The sequence below is a fragment of the Pseudomonas sp. Q1-7 genome, from assembly GCF_028010285.1.
Classification (GTDB): domain Bacteria; phylum Pseudomonadota; class Gammaproteobacteria; order Pseudomonadales; family Pseudomonadaceae; genus Metapseudomonas.
Genome location: NZ_CP116304.1, coordinates 5,733,369 through 5,759,901, shown reverse-complemented (window position 1 = coordinate 5,759,901; position 26,533 = coordinate 5,733,369). Strand labels below are relative to the sequence as shown.

General features: G+C 64.9%; 25 protein-coding genes. 13 read left to right on the top strand and 12 right to left on the bottom strand.

Translation table 11 applies throughout. The features are described 5' to 3' along the window. Nucleotides 1-46: 46 nt before the first annotated feature. Entirely contained in the window at nucleotides 47-937 is an 891-nt protein-coding gene (locus PJW05_RS26500) for a hypothetical protein (protein WP_271409887.1), read from the bottom strand. Nucleotides 938-1,294: 357 nt separating this feature from the next. Here PJW05_RS26500 and PJW05_RS26495 point away from each other — a divergent pair, with 357 nt between their 5' ends. The 3 genes from PJW05_RS26495 to cfaB all read left to right on the top strand — a co-directional run bounded on the left by PJW05_RS26495 (nucleotide 1,295) and on the right by cfaB (nucleotide 5,272). Beyond that, nucleotides 1,295-1,888 (top strand): helix-turn-helix transcriptional regulator, encoded by a 594-nt coding sequence (locus tag PJW05_RS26495; protein ID WP_271409886.1) that lies wholly within the window; start codon nucleotides 1,295-1,297, stop codon nucleotides 1,886-1,888. 67 nt (nucleotides 1,889-1,955) lie between these two features. Next, nucleotides 1,956-3,178, top strand: a protein-coding gene (locus PJW05_RS26490; protein ID WP_271408042.1) for an IS3 family transposase whose coding sequence is annotated in 2 segments (ribosomal slippage) — nucleotides 1,956-2,301 and nucleotides 2,301-3,178 — 1,224 coding nt in all. Because the reading frame shifts where the segments join, the coding sequence is not laid out codon by codon here. A 906-nt stretch (nucleotides 3,179-4,084) separates the two neighbouring features. Continuing rightward, complete coding sequence (cfaB, locus tag PJW05_RS26485) at nucleotides 4,085-5,272, top strand: C17 cyclopropane fatty acid synthase CfaB (RefSeq protein ID WP_271409885.1); 1,188 nt, start codon at nucleotides 4,085-4,087, stop codon at nucleotides 5,270-5,272. On the opposite strand, the gene folE2 is transcribed toward cfaB, so the two are convergent. Next, a complete protein-coding gene (gene folE2 / locus PJW05_RS26480) occupies nucleotides 5,260-6,150 on the bottom strand; it encodes a GTP cyclohydrolase FolE2 (protein ID WP_271409884.1) in 891 nt (296 codons plus the stop codon). The two genes, cfaB and folE2, sit on opposite strands and share 13 nt — an antisense overlap. Nucleotides 6,151-6,332: 182 nt before the next feature. Here folE2 and zigA point away from each other — a divergent pair, with 182 nt between their 5' ends. Both zigA and PJW05_RS26470 read left to right on the top strand, forming a co-directional pair. Then, a complete protein-coding gene (gene zigA / locus PJW05_RS26475; RefSeq protein ID WP_271409883.1) occupies nucleotides 6,333-7,544 on the top strand; it encodes a zinc metallochaperone GTPase ZigA in 1,212 nt (403 codons plus the stop codon). Next, the gene (locus PJW05_RS26470; protein WP_271409882.1) at nucleotides 7,544-8,188 is read left to right on the top strand and encodes a DUF1826 domain-containing protein; all 645 of its coding nucleotides are present in this window, start codon (nucleotides 7,544-7,546) and stop codon (nucleotides 8,186-8,188) included. The genes zigA and PJW05_RS26470 overlap by 1 nt, the downstream gene beginning before the upstream one ends. Nucleotides 8,189-8,221: 33 nt before the next feature. Here PJW05_RS26470 and PJW05_RS26465 read toward each other — a convergent pair whose 3' ends face one another. Continuing rightward, a complete protein-coding gene (locus PJW05_RS26465) occupies nucleotides 8,222-8,575 on the bottom strand; it encodes an NADH:ubiquinone oxidoreductase (protein ID WP_271409881.1) in 354 nt (117 codons plus the stop codon). A 79-nt stretch (nucleotides 8,576-8,654) separates the two neighbouring features. Here PJW05_RS26465 and PJW05_RS26460 point away from each other — a divergent pair, with 79 nt between their 5' ends. Then, nucleotides 8,655-9,647, top strand: a complete 993-nt coding sequence (locus PJW05_RS26460; RefSeq protein WP_271412312.1) for a CobW family GTP-binding protein — start codon at nucleotides 8,655-8,657, stop codon at nucleotides 9,645-9,647. A 179-nt stretch (nucleotides 9,648-9,826) separates the two neighbouring features. On the opposite strand, the gene PJW05_RS26455 is transcribed toward PJW05_RS26460, so the two are convergent. From PJW05_RS26455 to PJW05_RS26445, 3 genes are all read right to left on the bottom strand, one after another. Beyond that, nucleotides 9,827-11,134 carry an MFS transporter gene (locus PJW05_RS26455; RefSeq protein WP_271409880.1) on the bottom strand — a complete coding sequence of 436 codons (1,308 nt, stop codon included), beginning with the start codon at nucleotides 11,132-11,134 and terminating at the stop codon, nucleotides 9,827-9,829. A 298-nt stretch (nucleotides 11,135-11,432) separates the two neighbouring features. Then, complete coding sequence (locus tag PJW05_RS26450) at nucleotides 11,433-12,773, bottom strand: sigma-54-dependent transcriptional regulator (protein WP_271409879.1); 1,341 nt, start codon at nucleotides 12,771-12,773, stop codon at nucleotides 11,433-11,435. Continuing rightward, on the bottom strand, nucleotides 12,770-14,464 hold the full coding sequence (locus PJW05_RS26445) for an ATP-binding protein (protein ID WP_271412311.1): 1,695 nt from the start codon (nucleotides 14,462-14,464) through the stop codon (nucleotides 12,770-12,772). The genes PJW05_RS26450 and PJW05_RS26445 overlap by 4 nt, the downstream gene beginning before the upstream one ends. Before the next feature lie 177 nt (nucleotides 14,465-14,641). Here PJW05_RS26445 and PJW05_RS26440 point away from each other — a divergent pair, with 177 nt between their 5' ends. Next, entirely contained in the window at nucleotides 14,642-15,520 is an 879-nt protein-coding gene (locus PJW05_RS26440; RefSeq protein ID WP_271409878.1) for an alpha/beta fold hydrolase, read from the top strand. Between the two features lie 111 nt (nucleotides 15,521-15,631). On the opposite strand, the gene PJW05_RS26435 is transcribed toward PJW05_RS26440, so the two are convergent. Then, entirely contained in the window at nucleotides 15,632-16,036 is a 405-nt protein-coding gene (locus PJW05_RS26435; protein WP_271409877.1) for a DUF3301 domain-containing protein, read from the bottom strand. Between the two features lie 262 nt (nucleotides 16,037-16,298). On the opposite strand from PJW05_RS26435, the gene PJW05_RS26430 reads away from it, so the two are divergent. From PJW05_RS26430 to PJW05_RS26960, 4 genes are all read left to right on the top strand, one after another. Further along, nucleotides 16,299-16,682 carry a DUF2946 domain-containing protein gene (locus tag PJW05_RS26430; RefSeq protein WP_271409876.1) on the top strand — a complete coding sequence of 128 codons (384 nt, stop codon included), beginning with the start codon at nucleotides 16,299-16,301 and terminating at the stop codon, nucleotides 16,680-16,682. A gap of 91 nt (nucleotides 16,683-16,773) precedes the next feature. Then, a complete protein-coding gene (locus PJW05_RS26425; protein ID WP_271409875.1) occupies nucleotides 16,774-18,147 on the top strand; it encodes a PepSY-associated TM helix domain-containing protein in 1,374 nt (457 codons plus the stop codon). A gap of 102 nt (nucleotides 18,148-18,249) precedes the next feature. Next, nucleotides 18,250-18,720 carry a copper chaperone PCu(A)C gene (locus PJW05_RS26420; protein ID WP_271409874.1) on the top strand — a complete coding sequence of 157 codons (471 nt, stop codon included), beginning with the start codon at nucleotides 18,250-18,252 and terminating at the stop codon, nucleotides 18,718-18,720. A gap of 155 nt (nucleotides 18,721-18,875) precedes the next feature. Beyond that, nucleotides 18,876-18,962, top strand: coding sequence for a mannan-binding protein (locus PJW05_RS26960; protein WP_442969278.1), 87 nt, complete (start codon nucleotides 18,876-18,878; stop codon nucleotides 18,960-18,962). A 1,237-nt stretch (nucleotides 18,963-20,199) separates the two neighbouring features. On the opposite strand, the gene PJW05_RS26410 is transcribed toward PJW05_RS26960, so the two are convergent. The 4 genes from PJW05_RS26410 to PJW05_RS26395 form a co-directional block, all read right to left on the bottom strand. Further along, nucleotides 20,200-20,682 carry an acyl-CoA thioesterase gene (locus tag PJW05_RS26410; protein ID WP_271409872.1) on the bottom strand — a complete coding sequence of 161 codons (483 nt, stop codon included), beginning with the start codon at nucleotides 20,680-20,682 and terminating at the stop codon, nucleotides 20,200-20,202. Between the two features lie 91 nt (nucleotides 20,683-20,773). Then, nucleotides 20,774-21,568 carry a substrate-binding periplasmic protein gene (locus PJW05_RS26405; RefSeq protein ID WP_271409871.1) on the bottom strand — a complete coding sequence of 265 codons (795 nt, stop codon included), beginning with the start codon at nucleotides 21,566-21,568 and terminating at the stop codon, nucleotides 20,774-20,776. A gap of 100 nt (nucleotides 21,569-21,668) precedes the next feature. After that, nucleotides 21,669-23,036 carry a glutamine synthetase family protein gene (locus PJW05_RS26400; protein ID WP_271409870.1) on the bottom strand — a complete coding sequence of 456 codons (1,368 nt, stop codon included), beginning with the start codon at nucleotides 23,034-23,036 and terminating at the stop codon, nucleotides 21,669-21,671. Between the two features lie 42 nt (nucleotides 23,037-23,078). Next, nucleotides 23,079-24,470 (bottom strand): aspartate aminotransferase family protein, encoded by a 1,392-nt coding sequence (locus PJW05_RS26395; RefSeq protein WP_271409869.1) that lies wholly within the window; start codon nucleotides 24,468-24,470, stop codon nucleotides 23,079-23,081. Between the two features lie 269 nt (nucleotides 24,471-24,739). Between PJW05_RS26395 and PJW05_RS26390 the strand changes: the two genes are divergently transcribed. Continuing rightward, nucleotides 24,740-25,402: a GntR family transcriptional regulator gene (locus PJW05_RS26390; protein WP_271409868.1), complete on the top strand. Its 663-nt coding sequence runs from the start codon at nucleotides 24,740-24,742 to the stop codon at nucleotides 25,400-25,402. A gap of 54 nt (nucleotides 25,403-25,456) precedes the next feature. Here PJW05_RS26390 and PJW05_RS26385 read toward each other — a convergent pair whose 3' ends face one another. Further along, complete coding sequence (locus tag PJW05_RS26385; RefSeq protein WP_271409867.1) at nucleotides 25,457-25,864, bottom strand: SMI1/KNR4 family protein; 408 nt, start codon at nucleotides 25,862-25,864, stop codon at nucleotides 25,457-25,459. Between the two features lie 131 nt (nucleotides 25,865-25,995). On the opposite strand from PJW05_RS26385, the gene PJW05_RS26380 reads away from it, so the two are divergent. Continuing rightward, nucleotides 25,996-26,448: a GNAT family N-acetyltransferase gene (locus PJW05_RS26380; protein WP_271409866.1), complete on the top strand. Its 453-nt coding sequence runs from the start codon at nucleotides 25,996-25,998 to the stop codon at nucleotides 26,446-26,448. Nucleotides 26,449-26,533: the final 85 nt, after the last annotated feature.

The window sequence follows — 26,533 nt, the reverse complement described above, 5'->3', positions numbered from 1 at the left end:
ACAGCTGTGCCAACCCCTCTTTCGGGAAGATAGGTTGGCCGTGTGGTCAATGCGGTGCAGGGTTCGCGCTCGTTCCGTTCAACGGGCAACCAGCTTCGTTGGCCGCAGCCAACAAGTCCTTAGTGCTTTCGATCAAAGCGGGATCACCACTGTCGATCGCAGTCTTCACCATGGAAAGGACTTCAGCGACCGTGTAGGCGTAGGCAACGGTCGTTCCGTCACCATTGGGGACGCCGCCATAGGCATTGAGCAGGCCCGCCGTACCGTGCCGCGCCAACGCCAGAACCCCACCACCAGCTGCCCAGGCGGCCTGGCCTAGGGTATAAGTGGCGCCGAGGCCACTCGTCACATTGAACGTGGTGTCGAAATAGTCCGATGGGAGAGCGCCAGTCCAACGGTCAGCATGGTTACGCCAATACCCTGGTGTGCACCCTTGGTCTCCGGGAGCCTTCACTTGGTAGCAGAAGTTGAAGTGACTGATGTCAGGAATCTTCCCCTTGTGCAGTGGAGAATGCAGCCACAGGTCTTGACTCGGAATTGGTTTTTGTATGCTGGCGTCGAGTGAAGCATGCAGGTAATCGTACAACGTGTAATTCGGCCCCCCTTTTACCACCACGGCCAGCACGTTGAGGCTACTGGGTGCGCTCCATGCCAAATACTTTCCATTGCTCAAAGTCACTGTTATCGCGTCATAGGTTCCCGCGACGGGAGGATCAATCTTGAAACCGCGGAGCTCGCCCAGGCCTAGGTCGCCAAACACGTTGTAGCAAATCTGATCATCATCCTCGGCGACGAAGTTGCCTGGCACGGATGTGATGTAGTTGGTGTCGGAAAGGTAGCTGGTTTTGCCGACTTCATGGTGCGCGAATGTGCTGCTTATTGCAGACAAAAGCCCAGTGGCCAGGGCGAACGCCAGCATGATTTTCTTTGCGTTCATGGATATACCTCATAAGGATTTGCGCGGCGTTTCTCCGGTGAAATCATTCCCAAGCAGCAACTTCACAGCTCCTGTAACGCTCCGGCCGAATTACCGTTTTTTGAATATTCGGGCTTCCGAACCTGCCTTGTGAGAGCGCTGGAGACAGGGACGGTTAACGCACTATGGCAGCAGGCAAAACGCCACGATATCGGTCAGAGGGCCTAGTGGAGTCTTTGAGATAGGCCACGTGGCTTAGGATCGGACACGTGGCTTAGGCGGGGGTACGACTGGCTGTTCGGGGCAGTAGTCGGCCTTCTATATTGAGTTTCACCCCCCTCTAAGGCGCGCCGGACAAAGTGCGCTGGGACGAACTCAATGGCGAAGATCAGCGTCTTCATCGCGGCTGGAATCAATGCGTCCTGGAGCGAACTGCTGCTCCTGCTCGGCGAGGAAGACGACCTGAGCGTGCTTGGCCTGGCCACCGGCGAGCACGCAATTCAACTGGCAGAAAAAGTGCTCTCCGATGTATTGCTCCTGGATGAGAGCCTGATTGCCGCAGATCCAGTTGCATTGCTCGGTGCCTTTTCAGCTCACTCAACGACCCGCATATTGATCTTCAATGGCCAGTCGCTCGATGGTGTGGCCTTGCTGCAACTGGTTCCAATGGGGGTACGGGGGCTCTTGTCGGCTGGGCATGAGCTGCGGCTGCTTGCAAAGGCTGTTCGCGTCGTGAGTTGCGGCGGCCTTTGGCTTGAACGTCGAACTTTGGAAATCTCTCTGCTGCAGGAAGGAGCTTCCCGCGCCCTCATGCAAACAAATAAGCCGACACCGCGTGAGTCAGAAATAATCGCCTGCATTCGGCGCGGCATGTCGAACAAGGAAACCGCGCGACACCTCGGGATCAGTGACAAGACAGTCAAGGTTCACCTGAATCATATCTACGGCAAGCTGGGGGTCAGTCGTCGATGAACGAGCCCCTTGAAACACAGGACACCGTTTCCCCCTTACCATAAGGGATAGGCAAACGACTGTGTTTATGACTACCAGCAAAGACAAGACCATCGAAGTGCTCGGCCAGGAGCGGCGGCGCCGCTGGAGCGTCGAGGAGAAACTGGCTATGGTGCGCGAGAGCCTGGAGCCCGGACAAAGTGTCTCGGTGGTGGCCCGGCGCAACGGCATCAATCCCAACCAGCTGTTCCATTGGCGCAAGCTCTACCAGGACGGCAGCCTGTCGGCGGTCAGTGCCGGTGAAGCGGTGGTGCCTGCTTCCGAGCTGGCCGATGCCCTTAAGCAGATCCGCGAACTGCAACGGATGCTGGGCAAGAAAACCATGGAAGCCGAGATACTCAAGGAAGCGGTGGAGATCGCCCGCTCGCGAAAATGGATTGCGCACTCACCCTTGTTGCCGGGGGACGACCAGTGAAAGCGGTCAGTGAGAGTCTCGGTGTGGCGCGCTCGCAATTGACGGCTCGACTCAAACAGCCTGTTCCGGGGCTGCAGCCGCGTCGTCGCCGGACGCTCAACGATGCGGCCCTGGTCGAGCAGATCAAGCAGGCCGTCGGCACGTTGCCCAGCTACGGCTATCGCCGGGTCTGGGGTCTGTTGCGTCGGCAGCATGAGCAGCAGGCCCAGCCACCGGTCAATGTGAAGCGGGTTTACCGCGTCATGCGTGACCACGATCTGTTGCTAGAGCGGCGGCGTAAACAGCCGGGTGTAGCGCGGCGTCACGAAGGTCGTGTTGCCGTGGACACGAGCAACACCCGCTGGTGTTCGGATGGATTCGAGTTCCGCTGCGAGGACGGCGAAAAACTGCGCGTGACCTTCGCCTTGGACTGCTGCGACCGCGAGGCCATCAGTTGGGTAGCCAGCCCAAACGGCTACAGTGGCGACGATGTCCGCGACGTGATGCTGGAAGCCATCGAGCAACGCTTCGGTAGCGAGCTGCCGGCGTCGCCGGTGCAATGGCTGAGCGATAACGGCTCGGCCTATACCGCCGAACAGACCCGGGCCTTTGCCCGACAGATCGGTTTGCTGCCCCTGACAACCCCGGTGTGCAGCCCGCAGAGCAACGGCATGGCGGAGAGCTTCGTGAAGACAATGAAGCGCGACTACATCCGCCACATGCCCAAGCCCGATCGGGCGACGGCCCTGCGCAACCTGGCCATCGCCTTCGAGCATTACAACGAGGAACATCCGCACAGCGCACTGAACTACCGCTCGCCTCGCGAGTTCAGGCGCTTGGCTGAGGCATCAACTTAACGGGGTGCCGGTGTCCGGTTTGATAGGGGCAAGTCCAGTCGAATTCACTTGGTGTTGCCTAACCCATTCAACGTCTTCAAGCCTTACATTGATCCCTCGGATTAAATTGTCTGCGCAGTCGACACCGGCTTCTAACCGGTAATGTCTGCTTGGTCTGTAACCTTCGCTGAGTTGTGCGGGCGTCTCTCACTTGCCGACTCGGGACATTCCACATAGGCGAGCGTCTGAGTGCGCGACAGACTTTATTCTTTAGCTGTTCCCTGGTTTCTATGATTTCGAGGGGGCGCGACGGACTTTAGATGCACACTATTGTATAGACGGGGTCACGGGGCACTAGGGCTGGCGACGGCAAAGGCGCGACGGACTTTATTCTCTAAGATCAGAGCTGTCTGAAATAAATAGAGCTCGTCCCGAGTCAACAAGGACTGTTACGGCCGTCCCTACGTCGGGAATGCGGTCGTGGCGACTTCCCCTCGTTCGCAATCACGCTACGAGGGTGTGACCTTGTCTCCACCATGCCCCGCTTTGCGAACTCGCACAGCGGAGCTCTCCTCTTGGTTGGCGATGCTCCTCATGGGGCATACGCCACGATGCAAGCCGGGATGTTCCAAGCGAGTCATCCAGCGACTGGGTGAGTGAGGATCCTGCGTTTCATGAATGCTGCCAGTAGCTGAGCGGCTCCTGCAGGCCGATGGCGCGCCCTGTGCCGCTGCCCGGTTTCGGTGATTACCAGGGCGCGTCCGCCTGAAACGACCTGAAAGGGTGAGCCGTTGACCACGGACAGTGGTCAAATAATCAGGTGGGCTGGAAGGTCCTCGAGATTGAGTGAATCCTATCGAATGGATAGCCTGACAACTGTCCGGATTGGTCTACCTTTCCAGTGTCCTTGGTCAAGGAGGGGTTTCTATGCTTGCGCAACTTCCACCGGTCCTGCGCGATCTGAAACTGCCGCTGCGCCTGCGGCTGTGGGATGGCACGGAGATCGACCTCGGCCCGAACCCGACCGTGACCATGACGGTGAAGGACTCCGGCGTGGTGTCGCTGTTGACCCGTCCAAGCCTGGACACGCTGGGGACCGCCTATGTGGAAGGGCGTCTGGAGCTGGAAGGGCCGATCCTCGACGTGATTCGCATCGGGGATGCCCTGAGCGAGGCACTGATCGGTGAGGCGGACGAGGCGGCGCCCGAACGCCAGTCCCACGACAAGGCCACCGATGCCGCGGCCATCTCCTACCACTACGACCTGTCCAACGATTTCTACGCCCTGTGGCTTGACCGCGACATGGTCTATTCCTGCGCGTACTACCCGACGGGTAGCGAGGACCTCGACGACGCCCAGCAGGCCAAGCTGCACCATCTCTGCCGCAAACTGCGGCTGAAACCCGGTGATTACCTGTTGGATGTGGGCTGTGGCTGGGGAGGCCTGGCGCGCTTCGCCGCTCGCGAGTACGGTGCGCGGGTATTCGGTATTACCCTGAGCCAACAACAACTGGCGCTTGGACGGGAGCGGGTAAAGGCTGAAGGACTGGAGGATCGTGTCGAGCTGCAACTGCTGGACTACCGAGACCTGCCGCAGGATGGCCGTTTCGACAAGGTGGTCAGCGTTGGCATGTTCGAGCATGTTGGCCACGCCAACCTGGCGGTCTATTGCCAGCGCCTGTTCGGCGCGGTGCGCGCCGGCGGTCTGGTGATGAACCATGGCATCACCGCGCGGCACCCGGATGGCCGGCCGGTGGGCCGTGGCGCGGGTGACTTCATCGACCGCTATGTGTTTCCCCATGGTGAGTTACCGCACCTCGCCACCATGGTGAGCGAGCTGAGCCTGGCTGGCCTGGAAGTGGTGGATGTGGAGAGCCTGCGGCTGCACTATGCGCGCACCCTGGCGTTCTGGAGCGGCAACCTGGAAGCCAACCTGGCCAGGGCCGCCAGCCTGGTGCCCGAACAGGCGCTGCGAATCTGGCGGCTGTATCTGGCCGGCTGTTCCCATGCCTTCCAGAAGGGGTGGATCAACCTGCACCAGATACTCGCCACCAAGCCTCATCGGGATGGCTCCCATGAGCTGCCCTGGAGCCGGGCGGACCTCTATAGCGGATAACGCCAGGCATATTCGGCAACGGCGTCGTGCGCGTGGAGGCTTTCCGCGTGCACGACCCGGAGCTTGAAACCTTCCAGCCATTCCTCTCCCCGCAAGGCGCCACCGACGCGCCGTGCGGCATCCTCGCAGAACATGAGGTTCTGGCCGTTGGCCAGGGCGAAGGCCTGTTCATCGGCGCGCTTCACTGCCGTCTGTACCGCAGTACCCAAGGCCTGTTCGGTCATGTCCACGAGATGGCGCACCGGAATTTGCGTGCATCCACCCAGGCGCACCCAGAGCCGGGCGCTGCTGCGCTGGCTGTGGGGCGTGGCGACTATCCCCCGGGTGCTGCCTAGCCAGGCCAGTACCTGATGCCGTTCCAGGGGACGGTCGGCGAATTCTTCGGCGAAGCGCTGCTGAATGAGCTGGCGGGCGAGCGCGGCGGAGCATGGACAGGTGGAGGAATAGGCCACTTCCAATTGAAGTTCCACGTGAAACCCCCATGGATCCTGGCGTGCATGGATTTCCCAAGGGTAGGCCTTCCAGCCGGCGAGGGGGCTGACCAGCGCCGACCGCTTTAACAGGAGCTCCCCGCGCAAGCGGAGGCTGGCACTGCTGGACAAGTCCCGATGGCTGTCGAGAAAGCGCGCCAGGACCTGGCGCAGCAGATCGGCGGACAGTTCTTCCTGCTCCAGTTCCGCCAGCGCCAGGTAGAGCCGCGACATGTGGATACCTCGGGCGCCGGCATCGTCCAGGCTGACGCCGGCATCCGCCCGGGCGGAAATGCGTTGGCCCTCCAGCGTCAAGGACTGGGCGATGTCGCACATGCCGACCCAGTCCAGGGGCAGGTTGAGGGTGGCGGTTTGGGCGGCCACATCCGGGAGGTGAATGGCATTCATCGGCGGACTCTTGAAACTGGTGGTGAGTGTTATGTTATAACAAATTTAGCTTGAAAGAATCGCTCCACGTCAGTCATCTGCTCAACCGCGAAGAACGCCTCGTCCAACCTGTCGAGGCCCGGCCGCCCTTTTCCGCAGCCGGCCGGAGCACCGCGGGAAGCGCCGCCTCGAGAGGAACCCCCATGGACCCACGTTTACCCGTCACCCTGCTGTCCGGCTTCCTCGGCGCGGGCAAGAGCACCCTGCTCAATCACGTACTGAGGAACCGCGAGCAACTGCGCGTGGCGGTCATCGTGAACGACATGAGCGAAATCAACATCGATGGCAGCGAGGTGCAGCGCGACGTCAGCCTGAACCGCGCCGAGGAACGCCTGGTGGAGATGAGCAACGGCTGCATCTGCTGCACCCTGCGCGAAGACCTGCTGGAAGAGGTCAGCCGTCTCGCCCGCGAAGGGCGCTTCGATTACCTGCTGATCGAGTCCACCGGCATTTCCGAGCCGTTGCCGGTGGCCGAGACCTTCACCTTTCGCGATGAGCAGGGCCAGAGCCTGTCCGACCTGGCACGGCTGGATACCCTGGTCACCGTGGTGGACGGGGTGAACTTCCTGCGCGACTACCAGGAGGCCGAGAGCCTGGCCAGCCGAGGCGAGACGCTGGGCGAGGAGGACGAGCGATCCATCACCGATCTGTTGATCGAACAGGTGGAGTTCGCCGATGTGCTGCTGATCAGCAAATGCGACCTGATCTCCAGCGCCGAGCGCGAGGAGCTGGTCGCCATCCTCCAGCGCCTGAACCCCGACGCGCAGGTGCTGCCGATGGTCATGGGCCAGGTCGAGCTGAGGCAGATTCTGGATACCGGCCGCTTCGACTTCGAGCGCGCGGCCCGTGCGCCAGGCTGGCTCAAGGAGCTGCGCGGTGAACACCTGCCGGAAACCGAGGCGTATGGCATCGCCTCGACCGCCTACCGGGCGCGCCGCCCTTTCCACCCACAACGCTTCTTCAGTTTTCTCAACCGCGAGTGGTGCAATGGCCGCCTGCTGCGCTCCAAGGGCTTCTTCTGGCTGGCCAGCCGCTATCGCGAGGCGGGCGGTTGGTCCCAGGCCGGCGGTCTGATGCGCCACAGTCTGGCGGGGCGCTGGTGGCGCTTCGTTCCCCGTGAACGTTGGCCGCAGGACCGCGAAGGCCTGCAAACGGTGTTGCAGCACTGGGTCGCGGATGTGGGCGATTGCCGCCAGGAACTGGTGTTCATCGGCCAGGGGATCGATTTCGCCCGCCTGCATGCCGAGCTGAACGCCTGCCTGCTGGACGACCGGGAAATGGCGCTCGGCGTGGAAGCCTGGACGGAATTCGCCGACCCCTTCGGCCCCTGGCACGACGATGGGGCGTCCGACTGATGCTTGCGTCGCGTGTGGAGCCGTCGCCCCGCCAGGTTCGCGGCGAAAGCCCCGACGTGCTGGCAGAAGCCTTGCGGGACGGCGTCAACCTGGCTATCTGGGAACGCCGCCTGCCCCTGCATATCCAGGACTTCGCCAGCGGGTTGCTGGCCCTGGGCGAACCGCTGGCCGAATCCCTGACCCTGGAACTGGCCGACGCGGAGGGCGAGCCCGATATAGTCGGCCTGGCAGCCGGTTTCGCCGATCTGCAAGGGCATGCGGGCTTCGTGGCCGATGTCGGTTGGCTGGTGCGCGCCTTCGCCTGCCTGGTGGGGGCCCGGCGCGTTGGCCTGCGCCTGCGCCGTCTGGACAAGGCCATGTGCCCGCGGTTTCACGTCGACCAGGTGCCCCTGCGGCTGATCACCACCTACGTCGGCGTCGGCAGCCAGTGGCTGCGGGAAGGGGAGATGTCGCGCCCGCGCCTGGGGGACCCGGCCGCCGAACCGGAGCGGGTTGTGGATAACCAGCAACTGGCCGCCGGCCATGTGGCGCTGTTCAAGGGTGAAAGATGGTCGGGCAATGAAGGACGGGGAATTATCCACAGGTCGCCACGACCCGGTGCGGGCGAGGGTCGGCTACTGCTCACACTGGATTGGCTGGAATAGGCTCCTGACCTCGCCTTGCAGCCAGGGCGGGGATTACCGTTGCTCCCACTCACCCTGGCTTTGCCCTTCACAGAAGGGCTTCAGGTAGCGGGCATCGCTGGCGACGCCGTAATAGTGGATGTCCTGGCGATAGAGCTGGTTGCTGACCTTGGCGTTGCGGCACACGCCGAAGGCGCCGGAAGGGCAGTTATCCACAAAGCTCACCTCCACCTTCTGGCCTTTCATTGCCGGTTTGCAGAAACCGTCACGAAAGAGCTGCGCCGGGATGCTACGGTTTTCCTGGCAGAGCTTCACGTCCAGCCCATCACCCTGGCTGTGTACCAGGCAGGCCTCGGCGCGGGCGTCGATGGACAGCAACAGCAGCAGAGGCAGCAACCAGGCGCGCATCGCAGGTCTTCCAGGCAATGAAGGCAGCGACTCTAACACGGCCATTTCCAAGGCGTATGTGAAGCAGCACCATAGCCAGATGCTGACCCATATCCCGACCCATCTCATCGCCGGCCCCCTGGGCGCCGGAAAGACCAGCCTGATTCGTCAGCTGCTGGCGCAACGGCCCGCCCACGAACGCTGGGCGGTACTTATCAATGAATTCGGCCAGATCGGCCTGGACGCGGTATTGCTGACCGGCAGCGACGACGGCATCGCCATCGCCGAGGTGGCGGGCGGCTGCGTCTGTTGCGTCAACGGCGCGCCCTTCCAGGTCGGCCTTGGCCGGCTACTGCGCAAGGCACGGCCGAACCGGCTGCTGATCGAGCCCTCCGGACTCGGACACCCGGTCGAGCTACTGAGGCAGCTACGCGAACCCCCTTGGGAGGGTGTGCTGGCGCTACAGCCGAGCGTCATGGTGCTCGATGCGGCGGCCCTGGCCAGCGGCCAGCTACTGCCAGACAGCCAGCGGGAGGCGCTTTTGGATGCTGGCCTGGTGCTATTAAACAAGGCCGAAGGGCTTGACTCGGTCACTTGTGAACAACTGGTCGCAAATCTGCCGCCTGTCCCCCGGCTGTGGACGACACAGGGAAAGCTGGATATCCGGGCGCTTCCGGGCATTCATTCACATTCTGGAAAAGCTGTTGGTATCAATGACTTACCAACAGGTGTGGATAAACCTCCGGTGTTGTGGAGGAACCCGCACGAACCCATCTGCCAGATCCAGTCCAATGACGAGGGTTGGAGCATGGGGTGGCGTTGGCACCCCAGCCAGAAGTTCGACCCGATTCGCCTGCAGGCGTGGCTTTCCAGCCTGCCTTGGCGCCGTGCCAAGCTGGTGCTGCAGACCGGCGCTGGCTGGGTTTCCGCCAATGCCCTGGACGGCGCGCCGGTCCACTGGCAAGCCAGTGAATGGCGCAAGGATTCGCGTCTGGAACTGATCTTCGCCGGACCCCAGGACGAGGCGGCGCTGAAGGCGGGAATGGCAGCGTGCAGGCTTTCGGAGGATGGCCCGGGCGGACTATCAAGGTGATGGGTTTCGCTTCGCTCTACGCCATCCTACGGGCTGTGCAGGACGAGGCTGTCCCGTAGGTTGGTGCCTCGCGAAACGAGGCCCAACCGCGGATTGACCGGGCGGCGTAGATGCCCCGCAACACCCACAAACGAAAACGGGCCCCGAAGGGCCCGTCTGGTGTCGATCCTGATGCGGAATCAGTCCTGGTTCATCCGCGAGTGGGTGCGGGTGTCCTTCATGAACACGTACACCAGCAGCGAGCAGGCGATGCAGGCGGTGACGTACCAGTAGAAGCCGCTCTCCATGCCGATGCTCTTGAACCACAGGGCCACGTACTCGGCGGTGCCGCCGAAGATGGACACGGTGAGCGCGTAGGGCAGGCCCACGCCCAGGGCGCGGATTTCGGTGGGGAAGAGTTCGGCCTTCACCACGGCGTTGATCGAGGTGTAGCCGCTGACGATGATCAGCGCCGCCATGATCAGGAAGAACGCGCCCCACCAGGTCTCGATGCTGTGCAGGGTGCTGAGGATCGGGTAGGTGAACAGGGTGCCCATGACGCCGAAGGCGATCAGGATCGGGCGGCGGCCGATCTTGTCGGAAAGCCCGCCGACTATGGGTTGCAGCAGCATGAAGAGGAACAGGGTGGCCGCCGAGATCATGGTCGAGTCGGACTTGCTCATGCCCACGGTGTTCACCAGGTACTTCTGCATGTAGGTGGTGTAGGTGTAGAAGGCCAGGGTGCCGCCCATGGTCAGGCCAACCACGGTCAGCACTTCCTTCGGATGACGGAACAGCGTGCGCAGCAGGCTTTCCTTCGGCTTGTCCTTCTTCTGGGTGAAGGAATCGGTCTCTTCCATGCCACGGCGCAGGAACATGGCCACGACCGCGCACAGGGCGCCAATCACGAAGGGCACGCGCCAGCCCCAGCTTTCCAGCTGCTCGGTGGTCAGGGTCTGCTGCAGCACGATCAGCACCGCCAGGGCGATGAGCTGGCCGGAGATCAGGGTCACGTACTGGAAGCTGGAGAAGAAGCCGCGTTGTTCCTTGGTCGCCATCTCCGACAGGTAGGTGGCCGAAGTGCCGTACTCACCGCCGACCGACAGGCCCTGGAGCAGGCGCGCGACCACCAGCAGGACTGGCGCGGCGACGCCGATGGTCTCGTAGCTGGGGGTCAGGGCGATGATCAGCGAGCCGAAGCACATCAGCAGGACGGAGGCCAGCAATGCAGCCTTGCGGCCCTTGCGGTCGGCGTAGATGCCCATCAGCCAGCCGCCGATGGGGCGCATCAGGAAGCCCACGGCGAAGATCGCGGCAGTGTTGAGCAACTGCGCCGTCATATCGCCCTGGGGGAAGAAAGCCTTGGCGAAGTACAGCGAGAAGGCCGCGTACACGTACCAGTCGTACCACTCGACCAGGTTGCCGACCGAGCCGCTGAAAATGGATTTGATGCGTTGCGATGTGCTGCGGGGTGTTGCAGAGGCAGTCAGGGTGCTGGAGCTATCCATCATCTTTCCTCGACGCTTAGTTGTTGTTGTGGCGCGGGCCGAAGCCGCGCAAGTGCGCCGAGCACTTAGCAGGAGCTGTGCCAGGGGAGCAGATGCCCGGAATAGAGGGGTTTCAGCGGGAATTCGTGGCGATCATGCGCGGAAACCTGCCGACGCCGGGAAAGCGATGAGCAAAATTCCGCCGATGCCGGGCGCTCATGCAGGTTGGTGCGGAGCCTGCGAGGCTCAACGGGGAAACCCTGGCGGGAATGTTGGGCTTCGCGTCGCCCAGCGCCACGCTACGACAGCGTTGGCGCCGTCAATCATCCTCGCCCGGCAGGAATTCGCTGCGGGTCAGGCCATGGCGGGCCATTTTCTCGTTGAGGGTGCGGCGCGGCAGGCGCAGCAGGTCCATCACCGCCTTGATGTCGCCCTGGCAGCGCGCCAGGGCCTGGCGCAGGCACTGGGCCTCGTAGGTTTCCATCAGCTCCGCCAGGGAGGGTTCGTCGTCGCTGCATTCGGTCCGGCGTGTGGATAACCCCAGCACATGGCGTTCGGCGGCGTTGGCCAGCTCCCGCACGTTGCCCGGCCAGTCGTGGGCCAGCAAGCGGGCCAGTTCCGCCGGGGTCAGGCTGGGCTGCGGCCGGCCCAGGCGTTCACTGGCCTGGCGGGCGAAGTGTTCGAACAGCAGCGGAATGTCCTCGCGTCGTTCGCGCAGGGCGGGCAGTTGCAACTCGGCCACGTTCAGGCGATAGAGCAGGTCTTCGCGGAAACGCCCGGCGCGGACCTCGTCGCGCAGGTCTGGCTTGGTGGCGGCGACGACGCGGATGTCCACGGCGATGCTCTGGTTCGAACCCAGTCGCTCCAGGCGCTGTTCCTGCAGCACCCGCAACAGCTTCACCTGCTGCGCCAGGGGCATGCTCTCGATTTCGTCGAGGAACAGGGTGCCGCCGTGGGCGTGTTCGATCTTGCCGATGCGTTTGCCCTGGGCCCCGGTGAAGGCGCCGCTCTCGTGGCCGAACAGCTCGCTCTCGAACAGGTTCTCCGGAATGGCCGCGCAATTCAGCGCCACGAAGGGCTTGCCGGCGCGCGGGCCGAAGTCGTGCAGGCAGCGCGCGACCATCTCTTTGCCCGCGCCGGTTTCGCCGCGCAGCAGGATGTTCACCGGCGTCGTGGCCAGGTCCAGCACCTGGCGGCGCAGTTGTGCCATGGGCCGGGAAACCCCGAGCAGACGGCCGTCGAGCTGGTCCTTGAGCTCCACCTGGACGCGCAGGCGGCGGTTCTCCTGCACCAGCCGGCGCTTCTCCAGGGCACGGCGCAGGCTGTCCAGCAGGCGCTCGGCGGTAAAGGGCTTCTCGATGAAGTCGTAGGCGCCCAGGCGCATGGCTTCCACCGCCTGGGGCACGTCGCCGTGGCCGGTGACCATCAGCAACGGCAGCTCGCGGTCGAGCGCCTGTACGGCGCTGAGCAGGGCCATGCCGTCCATGTCGGGCATGCGCAGGTCGCTGACGATCACGCCGGGGAAGTCCCGGTCGAGGCCCTTCAGGCAGTCCTCGGCGCTGGATTCCACCCGGACCTCGAAGCCGGAGAGTTCCAGCCACTCGCGCACGGCTTCGCGGATCGCCGCTTCGTCGTCGACGAAAATCACCTGGGCTGTCATGGCTGTTCCTCTCTGCTCTTATCCACAGGCAGGCGCAGGCTGAACACCGCGCCGCCGTCCCGGTTGGCGGCACCCAGGGTGCCACCCAGTTCGTGGACGATGGCGTAGGACACCGCCAGTCCGATTCCCAGGCCGGCACCCGCCGGCTTGGTGGTGAAAAAGGGGTCGAATACCCGTGGCAGGTCGGCTTCATCGATGCCGCCGCCGTTGTCGAGCACTTCGAGCAACCAGTGCTCGTCTTCGCGCTGCAGGGTTATCCACAATGTCGGCCCGGGCTTGCCGGCCAGCGCGTCCAGCGCATTGCGCAGCAGGTTGACCAGCACCTGTTCCAGGCGGATGGCGTCGCCGGAAACCCAGGCCGGCACACTCAGCTCCTGGCTGATCCGCACCTTGGCGTCGCGCAGGTTGGGTGCCAGCAGTTGCAGGGATTTATCCACAACGCCGCCGAGTTCCAGGCATTCGCGCAGGCCGCCGGGCGTCTTGCGCGCGTAGGTCTTGAGGTGGCCGGTGAGGGCCGCCATGCGCTGCAACAGCTCGTCATGCCGCCCCAGGGCCTTGCGCGCCTGCTCCAGTTGGCCGTTGTCGAGCATCAGGCGCAGGCTGGCCAGGTGCATCTGCAGGGCGGTCAGCGGCTGGTTGATCTCGTGGGCGAGGGCTGTGGACATCTGTCCCAGGGCGGCGAGTTTCGCCGCCTGGATCAGCCCGTCCTGGGCGGTGCGCAGGGCGGCGGTGCGCTGTTCCACCAGTTGCTCCAGCTCTTCCCGGCTGCGCTGGCGGATGCGCGCCAGGCGCCAGCGCTGGTGCAGGAAGAGAACTAGGAAGACCAACGCCAGCCAGGCCCCGCCAGCGGCGAGGCTGGCGGCACGGGCACTGCTGACGGCTTCCTGCGGCGCGCGCAGCAGGTGCAGCGTCCAGCCTTCGCCGGGCAACGGCAGGCTTTCCCAGAGGTAGTCGGCCGGCCCGTTCGGCCCCTCCACCTGAACCAGCCGGCTGCCGTCGCCGAAATCGATCCGCGTGTTGTGCACAAGGGGCGCCAGGGGCTGCCGGTCGTACTGGCGGGTGGCGGCCAGTTCGGCCCGGCCTTCGACGGAGATGGGCTGCAGCTCGCGGTAGCGCCAGCCTGGCTGGTTGGCGATGAACACCACGCCACGGGCGTCGCTGACCAGGATGATGTCCGCGCGCTGTCCCCATTCCTGCTCCAGTTCGGGGAATTCCAGCTTCACCACGATGGCGCCGAGGAAGGCTTCCCCGGGGCCGCCCACGGCACTGGCGAGGAAGTAGCCAGGAATCCCGCTGGTCACGCCCACTGCGTAGAACCGCCCGCTGCCCAGGCGGCGGGCCTCGGCGAAATACGGGCGGAAGCCATAGTTGTGGCCGACGAAGCTGGTGGGTAGGCGCCAGTTGCTGGCGGCCACGGCCAGGCCGTCGCGATCCAGCAGTTCCAGGGTGGTGGAGCCGGCCGCGCGGTTCATCTGTTCCAGCTTGAGGTTGAGCCACTGCTGCTGGTCGTTATCCACAGGTCTCTGGAGTGCGGCGCGCAGTTCCGGGTCCAGCGCCAGCACGGCGGGCAGGGCGCGGAAGCGATCGATCAGCGTGCGCAGGCTGCCGGCATAGAGCGTCAGCTGTTCGCGGGCCTGCTCGCCTTCGGCGCGCCAGGCCTGGCGCTCGGCCTGGCGGCCGGCCAGGTGCATCGCCAGGAACAGGCCGGCGAACGGCAGCAGGATCAGCAGGGCGATGCGCAGGTAGCGGGCATTCAAGGCGTAACGTCCACGGAGCGGGGGTGGCGACGATATCACGGCCGGGCCTGGAGGCTGCTTCCGAGGGATGCCAGCGGATACACTGCGCGCAGACAATTCGAGGCACGTTCGATGCAATTGCTCCCCTGGTCCCATTCGACTTCCGCCGGATTCACCTTGCGCGGCTGGCACACCCCGGCATCCGGCAAACCGCTCCTGCATTTCCTCCACGGCAACGGTTTCTGCGGCCGCACCTATACGCCGCTGCTGCAGGCTCTGGCCGAGCATTTCGACCTCTGGCTCTGTGATATCCAGGGCCACGGCGACAGCGACCATGGCGGCCGCTTCCTTGGCTGGAACCGCAATGCCGAGCTGGCGGTGGAGGCCTTCGAAGCCGGGCGCGGTCTCTTCGGCGAGGTGCCGCGGATGGCGGTGGGACATAGTTTCGGCGGCGTACTGAGCAGCCTGATCCTGGCGCGCCATCCGGACCTGTTCCGTCGCGCGGTGCTGCTCGACCCGGTGATCTTCACCCCGGCGATGATTGGCGTGATGGCCTTTTCCGAGGTGCTCGGCCTGCATCGCCGGACCACCATGGCCAGCCGCGCACGGGCCCGGCGCAGCCATTGGGCCGACCGCCAGGCGGCGTGGAACGCCCTGCACGGGCGCGGCATCTTCAAGGGCTGGACCGAGGACGCCCTGCAGGGCTATGTGGATCACGCCATCAAGGCTGTGGATAACGGTGTCGAACTGAAGTGCAGGCCGAGTCGCGAAGCGGAAGTCTTCAGTTCCTTCCCGAAACGCTTGTGGCCGTCCCTGGGGCGCATCGTCACGCCGACGCTGATCCTCCACGGCCAGCACAGCTACCCCTTCGTGGCTAAGGCGGTGGCGCGCCTGACCGCCCTCAACGGCCATGCCAGCGCCCAGGTGGTGGAGGGCGGCCATTGCTTCATGCAGGAATATCCACAGGCCAGCGCCCAGCGCACCGCCGAGTTCCTGCTCCGCGCGCCATGAACGATCGCCGTCATAACGCGGCGGCCGATGGCCCGGACCGGTGCGGGACGTGGAAACCGCTTATCCACAGGTTGGAACGCCTGAGCGAGGATGAGGGCTGAGCGAGGCGGTTCAGTCCACGCGGCGCTGTTCGTCCGGCTTGGGGTGGCTGCGCCGCCATGCACTCATGTGGATAACCTTGTCGTCCTGGTGGGAATCGGCGAGGAACGGGTGGGCTTCGATCTCGATGCGCCCGAGGTGGTTGCCGAACATCTGGATGCTCCCCGTCAGGCGTTGCTCGCCGGTGACGGTAAACTCGAAGTCGTAGAGGCGCGCCAGGCGGCGGTGGCCCTTGCCGTCACGCACCACCGCCAGGCGGCGGAACGCGACGTTGCCATCCAGCAGTTCTACATCGAGGCGCGCGCAGTGCTGCTTGGCCAGCACCAGGGCGCGCTCGCGCACGCCATGGCCGCGCCACAGCCAGGCTGCGCCAGCGGCGAACAACATCAGCAGGAAAACGTCGGCCAGGCTCAGCATGATCACTCCGGAATCTTAGGCCCAAGCTTAAACCATCCGCGGAGGTTTTCAGTGGGCGGGAGCGAGGTGATTTCGCCGCTGCCAGCCGGCGCGGCGTTTTCGTCGACGGCCTTCCTGGCGCGTCGGCGCGGCCTCGCGGCCGAACGGTTGGATTTCCCGTGCGTCCGGCCTGCGGCCTTCTGCCCCAGCGCCTAGTCTTCAACCCGAGAAAGCGCTTGGCTAGCATAGGCGCCCCCCAACCCACCGGCATGGAGCCTTCCCTGTGAGCGACGGCAGAGCACGACAGCGCGGCGCCTGGCTTGGCCTTCTGGCCATGCTGCTGCTGTTCGTCGGTCCGCTGGTGTCCCAGGCACGCGACCTGGCACCGGGTGGGGTGCCGGCCTGGATGGGCGAGCTGGCCTGCGCCGCCGACCCGCGCGCGAACGGCGATGCGCCGTCCATGCCCAGCCACGAGATGGCCTGGGCCAAGTGCGGCTACTGTACCCTCCTGTTCAACTCGCCGGCCCTCGGCTCCACCGCGCTGCACGGGTTGCTCCCGAGCGACCTCGCCAGTCCGCCGCCGCCTGTGGCCACCCAGGCCGGCCATGGCGCCCGGGCGGTCTTCCCCGGCGCCCTGACCCGCGCTCCCCCCGTCGCGTTCGCCTGATCCACGCAACCCCCCTTTCCCGCATTGCGCACCGGGCCGGCTGGCTCGCCGCATGCGCGTGCGGATCACCGGTTCATCAGGGAGCACGACAATGTCGAAGAACACTGTCTCCTTCTACAACCTGGCGTGGCGCTGGCATTTCTATGCCGGGCTGTTCGTCATCCCCTTCATGATCATGCTGGCGGTCACCGGCGGCATCTACCTGTTCAAACCGCAACTGGACACCCTGCTCTATGGCGACCTGATGCGGGTCCACCCGAGCGGCCAGGCGCTCAGCGCCGACCAGCAACTGGACAAACTCCGCCAGGCTTATCCACAGGCGGCGGTCAGCCAGTACCTGCCACCGGTGGACGCCGAGCACAGCGCTCAGTTCGTGGCCGTCCTCGATGGGCGCAAGACCAATCTGTTCCTCGACCCCTACAGCGGACGGGTGCTGGGCACCCAGGACGCGCAGAACAACCTGCAGGCAGTCGCCCGCTCTCTGCACGGGACCCTGCTGGTGGGCACCCTGGGCGACCGGCTGATCGAGTTGGCTGCCGGCTGGGCCATCGTCCTGGTGGTGTCCGGGCTCTACCTCTGGTGGCCGCGCGGGCAAGGCATACGCGGCGTGCTCTGGCCGCGCCTGGCCAGTCGCGGGCGGCTGTTCTGGCGCGACCTGCATGCAGTGACCGGGTTCTGGGGCTCGCTGCTGCTGCTGTTCATGCTGCTCACCGGGATGACCTGGACGGGGTTCTGGGGCGAGAAATTCGCCGATGTCTGGAACCGCTTCCCGGCGGCGATGTGGAACGAAGTGCCCACGTCCGACCAGCAGGCCCGCAGCCTGAATACCGCCGAAGACCAGACCGTGGCCTGGGCGGTGGAAAACACCCCGCTGCCGGCCTCCGACCCCCATGCCGCGCACAAGGGCCAGAGTGCGGCCGGCATGACCGAAGCCCCCGGCCAGGTGAGCCTGCACCGGGTGGTGGACACCGCCGACGAACGTGGCGTGGTGCCGGGCTACAGCATTACCCTGCCGGCCGGTGCCTCGGGGGTCTACAGCATCGCCGTGTTCGCCGACGACCCGCGCAACGACGCCACCCTGCACCTGGACCAGTACAGCGGCAAGGTGCTGGCCGATATCCGCTGGCAGGACTACGGGGTGGTAGCCAAGAGCGTGGAAATGGGCGTCGTGCTGCACGAGGGCAAGCTCTTCGGCCTGGCCAACCAACTGCTGATGCTTGGCGTCTGCCTGCTGATCCTGCTCAGTTCGGTGAGCGGCCTGGTGATGTGGTGGAAGCGCCGTCCACAGGGACGCTTCGGCGTGCCGCCGCTGCGCCATGACCTGCCGTTGTGGAAAACCGCGGTGGTAATCATGATCGGCCTCGGCATCGCCTTCCCGTTGGTCGGCTTGTCCCTGCTGGCCATCTGGGCGTTGGACTGGCTGGTGCTGTCGCGCATCGGTGGCGGCAAAGTGGTGGCCGGCTAGGCCGGGGGATGCAGGCGCGGCGCCTTCGCCGCGTCCGCGATGGACAGCACGTGGCGTCTGCCGGGGGTGGGCGCCACTCAAACGAACGAATGGAGTTCCAACATGCGCAAGACATTGCTGGCCCTGGGGGCCCTGATGAGTTTTTCCGGCACGCTGGCCGCCCACGACTACGACCTGGGTCCGCTGCACATCGAGCACCCCTGGGCCATGGCCGTGCCCGCGGTATCGCCTAACGGCGCCGCTTACCTGGTTATCCACAACAAGGGCGGAGAGGCCGACAAACTGCTCGGCGCCGACACCGCCCGTGCCGGCAAGACCGAGATCCACGAGCACCTGCACAAGGATGGCCTGATGAAGATGCAGCAGATGCCGGGCGGCCTGGAGATTCCCGCCGGCGGCGAAGCGCGCCTGGAGCAGGGCGGCTACCACCTGATGATGTTCGGCCTGAAGCAGCCGCTCAACGATGGCGACAGGTTCCCCATGACCCTGCACTTCCAGAAGGCGGGTGATCTGGAAGTGGAAATCCAGGTGCAGAAGGCGGCGCCCTCCGGCGCAGCCGTACACCAGCACTGATGCCGCTGCGCGGGGCCGTCCTGGCTCCGCGCGGTTCCCCAACGGTTATCCACAACCATCGCTCGGCGGCGTGGTTTGCCGGGCCGTGCCCCCTCTTCTAGCTGGACGCCATCCCAAGGCGCACACGCCGTCAGGCCGCGCAGGCCTGTCCGCAAGTGTGCAGCGACAAGGGTGGCTGGAACGGCAACTGGAAGCCCACCGAGCCGGGCGGCATGTCGGTCTGCAGTTGCTGCGGCAGGTAACCGGCTTTCACGCGCCTGTTCATTTGTTGACCAACATCGTGGAGGCCTCGTGGTGCCTGGGGTGTAGCGTGGCATGCACAAGCTGTCCACAGCCGGCTGCACAGATTCTGTGTGCATCCGGCTATATAACCCGTTGATATTGCTCGAAAAATATCCATTTTTTGGGAAGCCGTGCAGGGCGCGGGTTACGGCCATTCATGGACAACTTATGCACAGCGCCATCCACGCAAATTGGGCACAAGTGCGGATTTCGTCCACCGGGGTTGTGGGTATCGGCGCTGGAGGTGGCTGGTCCTGGCTAGGCTCGCCCTGGGGACCGGCAGATTGGTCAAGGAGTAGTCAGTACGGCGGAGTCCGCGTGTTGCCTGGACTTCAGCCATGGCCCAACAGCTTATGCACAGATGCTTGCACCGATAATGTGATCTAAGCGATTGAATAAGAACGAAAAATAAGCAAAAGCCGGAAGTCCGCGGTGTGCCTGCCGCCTGGCGCTCGAACTACAGCTTATCCACAGGGACATCCACGGGATTTGGGCAAAAGCCTTGCCGGGCTGTGCATGAGTCACCAAGAGCGAGGTGTTCCGCTGCCGATGGCAGGGGCGGCGCGAGTCCCACGATCCCCGGCCGGACTTTCTTTCGGGGGTGGGGTCGCGCCCGCGCGCAGACAGGGGCGCGCTGTTATGCACAGCTACCGGTCAGCAGCAGGGAGTGGCGATAAACTGATCAATCTTCTGCCGGCCGCGCCAGCCCTGGCCTGGCGCGTTGTCCGCACAAGCTATCCACAGATGTCCTCACAGATACTGTGCGAAAAATGGAAGTTATCCCTATGATTTTGCTCGAAAAATGTACGAGCGGTGGAAACCTGCGGCCTGTCTGCGTTTCACGCATCCATGGACAACTTATTCACAGGGCCATCCACGGGAAATGGGGGAAAAGGCTCTGTAACGGGCGTTACCGTTGGACGTGCGGAATGGCGGCGCGGTGGGAGGCAGAAGGCTGGTCAGAAGTTGAACAGACCCGCGAAAGCCCCGGCCGGCGCCGGCCTTGGCGCTATTCGAACAGTTTATCCACAAGCTGCTGCACAGTATCTGTGCGCAATGCGTAAGCCAAGTGATTGAAAACGCTCAGAAAATCACCAGCCTACGGGAAGCCCCGCGGCGTGCGGGGCTGCAAGGTCGGTCTACACCTTATCCACAGGAGCTTCCACTGACTCTGGGGAACAGTGTGCAAACGAGGGCTCAGGCGCCCTCGCGCATTTCCTGGTAGCGCTTCTCCAATTCCTGGCGGATCTGCCGGCGTTGCTGGGCCTGGGCGAAGCGGCGTTTCTCGTCGGCGGTTTCCGGTTGCAGCGGCGGCACGTGCGCGGGGCGGCGCTCGTCGTCCAGGGCGACCATGGTGAAGAAGCAGCTGTTGGTATGGCGCACCGAGCGCTCGCGGATGTTCTCGGTGACCACCTTGATGCCCACTTCCATGGAGGTGTTGCCGGTGTAGTTCACCGAGGCGAGGAAGGTGACCAGTTCGCCGACGTGGATCGGCTCGCGGAAGATCACCTGATCCACCGAAAGGGTCACCACGTAGCGGCCTGCGTAGCGGCTGGCACAGGCATAGGCGACTTCATCGAGGTACTTGAGCAGGGTGCCGCCGTGGACGTTGCCGGAGAAGTTGGCCATGTCCGGGGTCATTAGGACGGTCATCGACAGTTGTGCGGTTCCGGGTTCCATGCTGGCCTCTTCGCGATGGGGGTGTCTGGGATAGACGCAGGTGGGCGCCGGGGCGCTACAGCCGGCGGTGCCGAAACAGCGGCGGGCGGGCTCAGGGCGCTTCGGCGGGCTCCTGGCAGGCCGGGCGCTCTTCCACCAGGTCACTGGGGCCGCAGGCCAGGCCGTGCTGGCGGCGCAGCTGCGCCAGCGCCTCGCGCTGCTCGGTCAGGAAGCGGTCGAACGCATCGAGGACTTCCGGGTGTAGCAGGCTGCTGGCGTGGAAGGCGGTTCGCGCCAGCGGTAATTCCGGGTCCAGCAGCAGGCGGTCGCCGCCCAGGTCGGTGCTGGTTTCCAGGTAGTGACGCAGCACTTCCGGATTGGCGTAGATGGCATCGATGCGCAGGCGCAGCAGCATCCGTACCAGGCTGCCGATGTCGCTGGCCTCCACCAGGTGTACCTGGCCGCGCTGCAGCCGTTCCTGCCACGCCTCGGGGGTGAAGCCGCGCACGGTGCCGAGGCGGCGCACCGCGTCGGCGCCACGGCCGAGGTGTTCGCGCAGCACCAGGCTGCCATCGATGATGCGGATCACCGGGCGGCTGTAGTGCAGGCGCGTGTCGCCCTTGAGCTGGCGCGACCAGGCGGGGTTGTCGGGGAACACCATCACCAGCCGGTCGGTGGTCTGCAGGCTGCGGTGCAGGCGGTTGATCGGCAGGGCCTCCAGCTCCAGCGCCATGCCCTGGCTGACGGCGAAGCGTTGCAGCAGGGCGATGGCATAGCCCTCGGCGGGCTTGCCGGGCAGGGCGCGGTAATAGGGCAGGTAATCCTGGCTTTCCAGGCCGACGCGCAATGGCTCCGCCTGGCAGACGCCGAGGACCAGGAACAGCAGCGCGAGTATCGCAGCCTTCATCGGACGGGCCTGGAAGGGGTGGGGATGTCACAGAGCCTAGCAGGCGCGGCAGGGTTCTTCAGCTCCCGGCCTGGCACTGTGGCCGGCGGCCCTTCCGCCATCAGGCGTGGGTCAGGTACCAGCGCCAATCCTGCTCGCCCACTTCGCTGACGAACTGACGGAACTCCTCCCATTTGATCGCCAGGAAGATTTTCAGGAAGTCCTCGCCCAGGGCCTCTCGCGCCCAGGTCGACTGTTCCAGGTTGCGCAGGGCGGTCAACCAGTCGGTGGGCAGGGTTTCGCGGGCCTGCTCGTAGCCGTTGCCGATGATGGGTGCGCCCGGATCGATCTGTTCGCGGAGGCCTTTGTGGATGCCGGCGATGATCGCCGCGGCGGCCAGGTAGGGGTTGGCATCGGCGCCGCAGATGCGGTGTTCCACGTGGCGGCTCTTCGCCGGTCCGCCGGGTACGCGGAAGGACACGGTGCGGTTGTTCACGCCCCAGCTCTTGGCCAGCGGCGCGTAGCTGTTGGTCTGGAAGCGGCGGTAGGAGTTGGCGTTGGGGCAGAAGATCGCCAGCGCGTCGTTCAGGGTGGCCATCATGCCGCCGATGGCATGGCGCAGCAGCGGCGTGCCGTGCGGATCATCGCTGGCCATCAGGTTGTTGCCCTGCTCGTCGGCCAGGCTCACGTGCAGGTGCAGGCCGCTGCCGGCCAGATCGCCGAAGGGTTTGGCCATGAAGCAGGCGATGAGGCCATGCTTATTGGCCACGCCCTTGACCAGGCGCTTGTAGCGGATGCCCTCGTCCACCGCCTGGAGAGCGTCGAAGCGGTGCTCCAGGGTCAGCTCCAGCTGGCCGGGGGCGTACTCGGAGATGGCGGTGCGCACCGGCAGGCCCTGGGCTTCGCAGGCGGCGTAGAGGTCGTCGAGGAAGGGCTGCAACTGCTCCAGTTCGTAGACGCCGTAGACCTGCGGCGCCTGAGGGCGCACGCCGTTCATCTGCAGGGCGGGCTGTGGTCGGCCGTTGGCGTCGCGCTTTTTGTCCAGCAGGTAGAACTCCAGCTCCACGGCCATCACCGGGTGGTAACCGTCGGCTTTGAGGCGGTCGATGGCGCCCGCGAGCACGTGGCGCGGGTCGCCGGGGGTGGCCGGCAGGCCCTGGGTCGGGTGCATGCTCACCTGCACCTGGCCGGTGGGGGTGGCGCGCCAGGGTTGCAGGCTCAGCGAGCCGGGCACCGGGTAGGTCCAGCAGTCGGCGTCGGCCACTTCCCAGACCAGGCCGCTGGCTTCCACGTCTTCGCCCTGGATGGTCAGGGAGAGGATGGAGCTGGGCAGCGGGCGGCCGTTCTCGAAAATCGGTAGCAGCTCGTCGCGGTGCAGCAGCTTACCGCGTGGGATGCCGTTGGCGTCGATCAGCATCAGCTCGATGCTGCGGACTTCGGGGTGGCGTTCGAGGAAGTCGCGGGCTTCCTGGGGATCGGCGAATTGCATGGTCATGTCTCGGCGGAAGGGCCTAAATGGGAGGGGCCTGGATCAGAGCCGCGCGCCGGGGATGGCCAGCAGCTCGGTGATGCCCTCGTCCAGGGTGGCGATCAGCTTGTCCACGTCCGCCGCGCGGGTATCCGGGCAGCACAGGGTCATGTTGTGGAAGGGGGTGATCAGGATGCCGCGGTTGATCAGGTAAAGGTGCAGGGCCATTTGCAGTTCGTCGTGGAAGGCCGCTTCGGCCTCGGCACCGCTACGCGGCGATACTGCGCAGAACTGGAACTCGCTGCGTGCGCCCAGTTCGGTCACCGACCACTGCAGGCCGTGCTTGGCGATCAGGCCGCGGAAACCATCGGCCAGGCGCTTGGCCAGGGGCAGCATGTGGTCGTAGGCCGCCTGGGTCATCACCTGTTCGAGGTTGGCGCGCATGCAGTGCATGGCCAGGGCGTTGGCCGAGAGGGTGGTGCCCATGCCGCTGTGGCCGTGACCATGGCTGTCTTCCTGGGCCTTCTGGCGCGAGGCGAGCATGCGCTCGGCCATCTCCGCGCTGCAGCCGAAGATGCCGCAGGGCACGCCGCCAGCGATGGGTTTGCCGACCACGAAGAAGTCCGGGTCGAGGTTCCACAGCCGGGTGCAGCCGCCGATGTCGGTGGAGATGGTGTGGGTCTCGTCGATGATCAGCAGGCTGCCGTACTGGCGGGTCAGTTCGCGGCACTTCTGCATGAAACCCGGATCGGGCAGGACCATGCCGATGTTGGTCATGGCCGGTTCGCAGAGCAGGGCGCAGACGTCACCCTGGGCCAGCGCGGCTTCCAGCGCCTCGACGTCGTTGAAGGGAATGGAGCGGCTGTACTGGGTCAGGTCGTAGGCCTGGCCCACCAGGCCGGAGCGGGGCACGGTCTGGCCGTCGCGGTAGCGCACCATCACGTCGTCCACGGTGCCGTGGTAGCAGCCGTCGAACACCAGCAGGGTCTTGCGCCCGGTGACGGCGCGCGCCCAGCGCAGCACGTAGCGGTTGGAGTCGGTGGCGGTGGCGGTCACCTGCCAGAAGGGCAGGCCGAAGCGCTGGGCCAGCAGTTCGCCGCAGACCACTGCGTCCTCGCCCGGCAGCATGGTGGTCAGGCCGTTGTTGGCCTGCTCGGCGATGGCCCTGGCGACAGGGTCCGGCGAATGGCCGAACATGGTGCCGGTATCGCCCAGGCAGAAATCGATGTATTCGTGGCCGTCCACGTCATAGAAGCGGGCACCCTTGGCACGCTCGACGAACAGCGGACAGGGCGTGGACCAGTCGGCCATCCAGTGCATCGGCACGCCGGCGTAAAGGGACTTGCGCGCACGTTCGGCGAGGGCGACGGATTTCGGGTTGCGCTGCAGGAAGCGCTCGCGCTCGCGGGCGGCAAAGGTTTCCACGGCGGCTTGCTGGATGCCACTGGCAGTCATGCTGAACACCTCGTTCAAATTTCTGCACATCGTGTTTTGTGATCACAATTCTGTCAAGGCTTGCAGAGAATGGCGCTGAAAATTAACATAGAATCCAATTTGTGATCACAGGATCGAACCAGATTCCAGATGGAACACCTCCGCTGACGCGGATTTTCCCGTGGCACGCTTATCCACTCCATGACAGAAGGCGACCAGAACCATGCGTAACTGCAGTCTGACCCTGAACCAGTTGCCGGCGCCGCCGGCCCTTGCACGGTGATTTGCCCATGGCCGAGAACCTGCAGGAACAGCTTTACCAACGACTACGCGAGGGCCTGCTGGCAGGCCAGTTCAAACCCGGCGAGCGCCTGAAGATCCGCGATCTCGCCGCCGCCTGGGGCACCAGCCCGATGCCCGTGCGCGCCGCCTTGCAGCGCCTGGTGGCCGAAGGTGCCCTGGAGGGCGAGCCACAGCGCTCGGTGCGCGTGCCGCCGATGACCCGCGAACGCTTCAAGCAGATCTTCCAGGTGCGCATGGCGCTGGAGGGCATGGCCGTCGAGGCGGCGACGGAGCGCCTGTCCAGCGCCGAACTGGACATTCTGCGCGGCTGCATGGAGGGCATGGAGACCGCCATCGAGCGGCGCGATGTCCAGGGCTACCTGAGTGACAATAGCCGCTTCCACCGGGTGCTCTACGGCGCCTGCGGCAATCCGGTCCTGCTGCGCACCATCGAAACCCTCTGGCTGCAGGTCGGCCCCTTCTTCAACCGCCTGTTCACCGAGGCGGACCTGTCGCTGCGCCTCAACGACTTCCACGAGGACGCCTTCGAGGCGCTGCTGGCCGGCGACGGCAAGGCCGCGCGCGTGGCCATCGAACAGGATCTTTCCTACTTCGGCCAGTTCCTCCTCAACCTGCTGGAGCTGGACGTCGCCCAGGCCCGCAACGGCTGATCGCGACCTCCACGGGAGCGAGCCGGCCTCGCTCCCGCCGCGGATGGGCGGAACTCAGTTGGCGAGCCACACGTCCCGTGCCCAGTGCCAGACCGAGTCCCAGCTTTCGTCGGTGAGTTCGGCCTCGTCGCCGTCCCACAGCAGCACCTCGCCTTCGCCGTCGACCACGTAGTAGTTGCGACCGTCCTGGCACAGCGGCACCAGGTCGCGCGGTACGCCGAGGTCCCAGGCGACGGCGGCGACCTCCGGCAGGAAGGTGTGGGACTGCGGGTCGGTGACGGTGACCGGCTCCAGGCGGCCATAGATCACGTCGCTGACCTTGAGCAGGAATTCGCGCAGCTCGAAGGGCAGGTTGATCAGCAACTGCTCCTCGATCTCCACCAGCAGTTCTTCGTCCGGCAGCTCCAGGGGGACCGGTACCGGCTCGTTGAGTTCGCGCAGCTGTTCGATGACTTCTTCCATGGCGACAGGCCCTCATGCATTGGGAGGCGCTTTATACAGTAGCCGGGGATTGGAAGAAAAAAGGTCTTGTCGAGCCGGGCACCTGTCGGTTCGCGACGCGTTAAGCTCGAACCTTTTCAGAGGAGCCCGCCATGACCATTGCCTGGACCTGCAAGCACCACCGTGAACTCGACGCCCGGGAGCTCTACGCCTTCCTGGCGCTGCGCTGCCAGGTGTTCGTGGTGGAGCAGCAGTGTGCCTACCTGGATGTCGACGGCCAGGACCTGGAGGCCGATACCTGCCATGTGATGGCCTGGGAGGACGGCAGGCTGCTGGCCTACCTGCGCCTGCTGGACCCCACCACCCAGGGCGGCGACGTGGTGATCGGGCGGGTGGTCAGCGCCGCCGGGGCGCGCGGACGGGGTCTGGGGCACGGGCTGATGGAACGCGCCCTGGAAGAGGCCGGCACGCGCTGGCCGGGCATGCCGGTCTATCTCTCGGCCCAGGCACACTTGCAGGGCTATTACGGCCGCTATGGTTTCACGGCGGTCACCGAGGTTTACCTCGACGACGGTATTCCGCACATCGGCATGCGTCGCGCTTAGGCCGAGGGCTGCTTTGCAGGCGCCGGCTCAGAACCAACTGCTTCAGTCCGCCCGGAATGGGCTGACTAAACTTTGAGCACTTGTC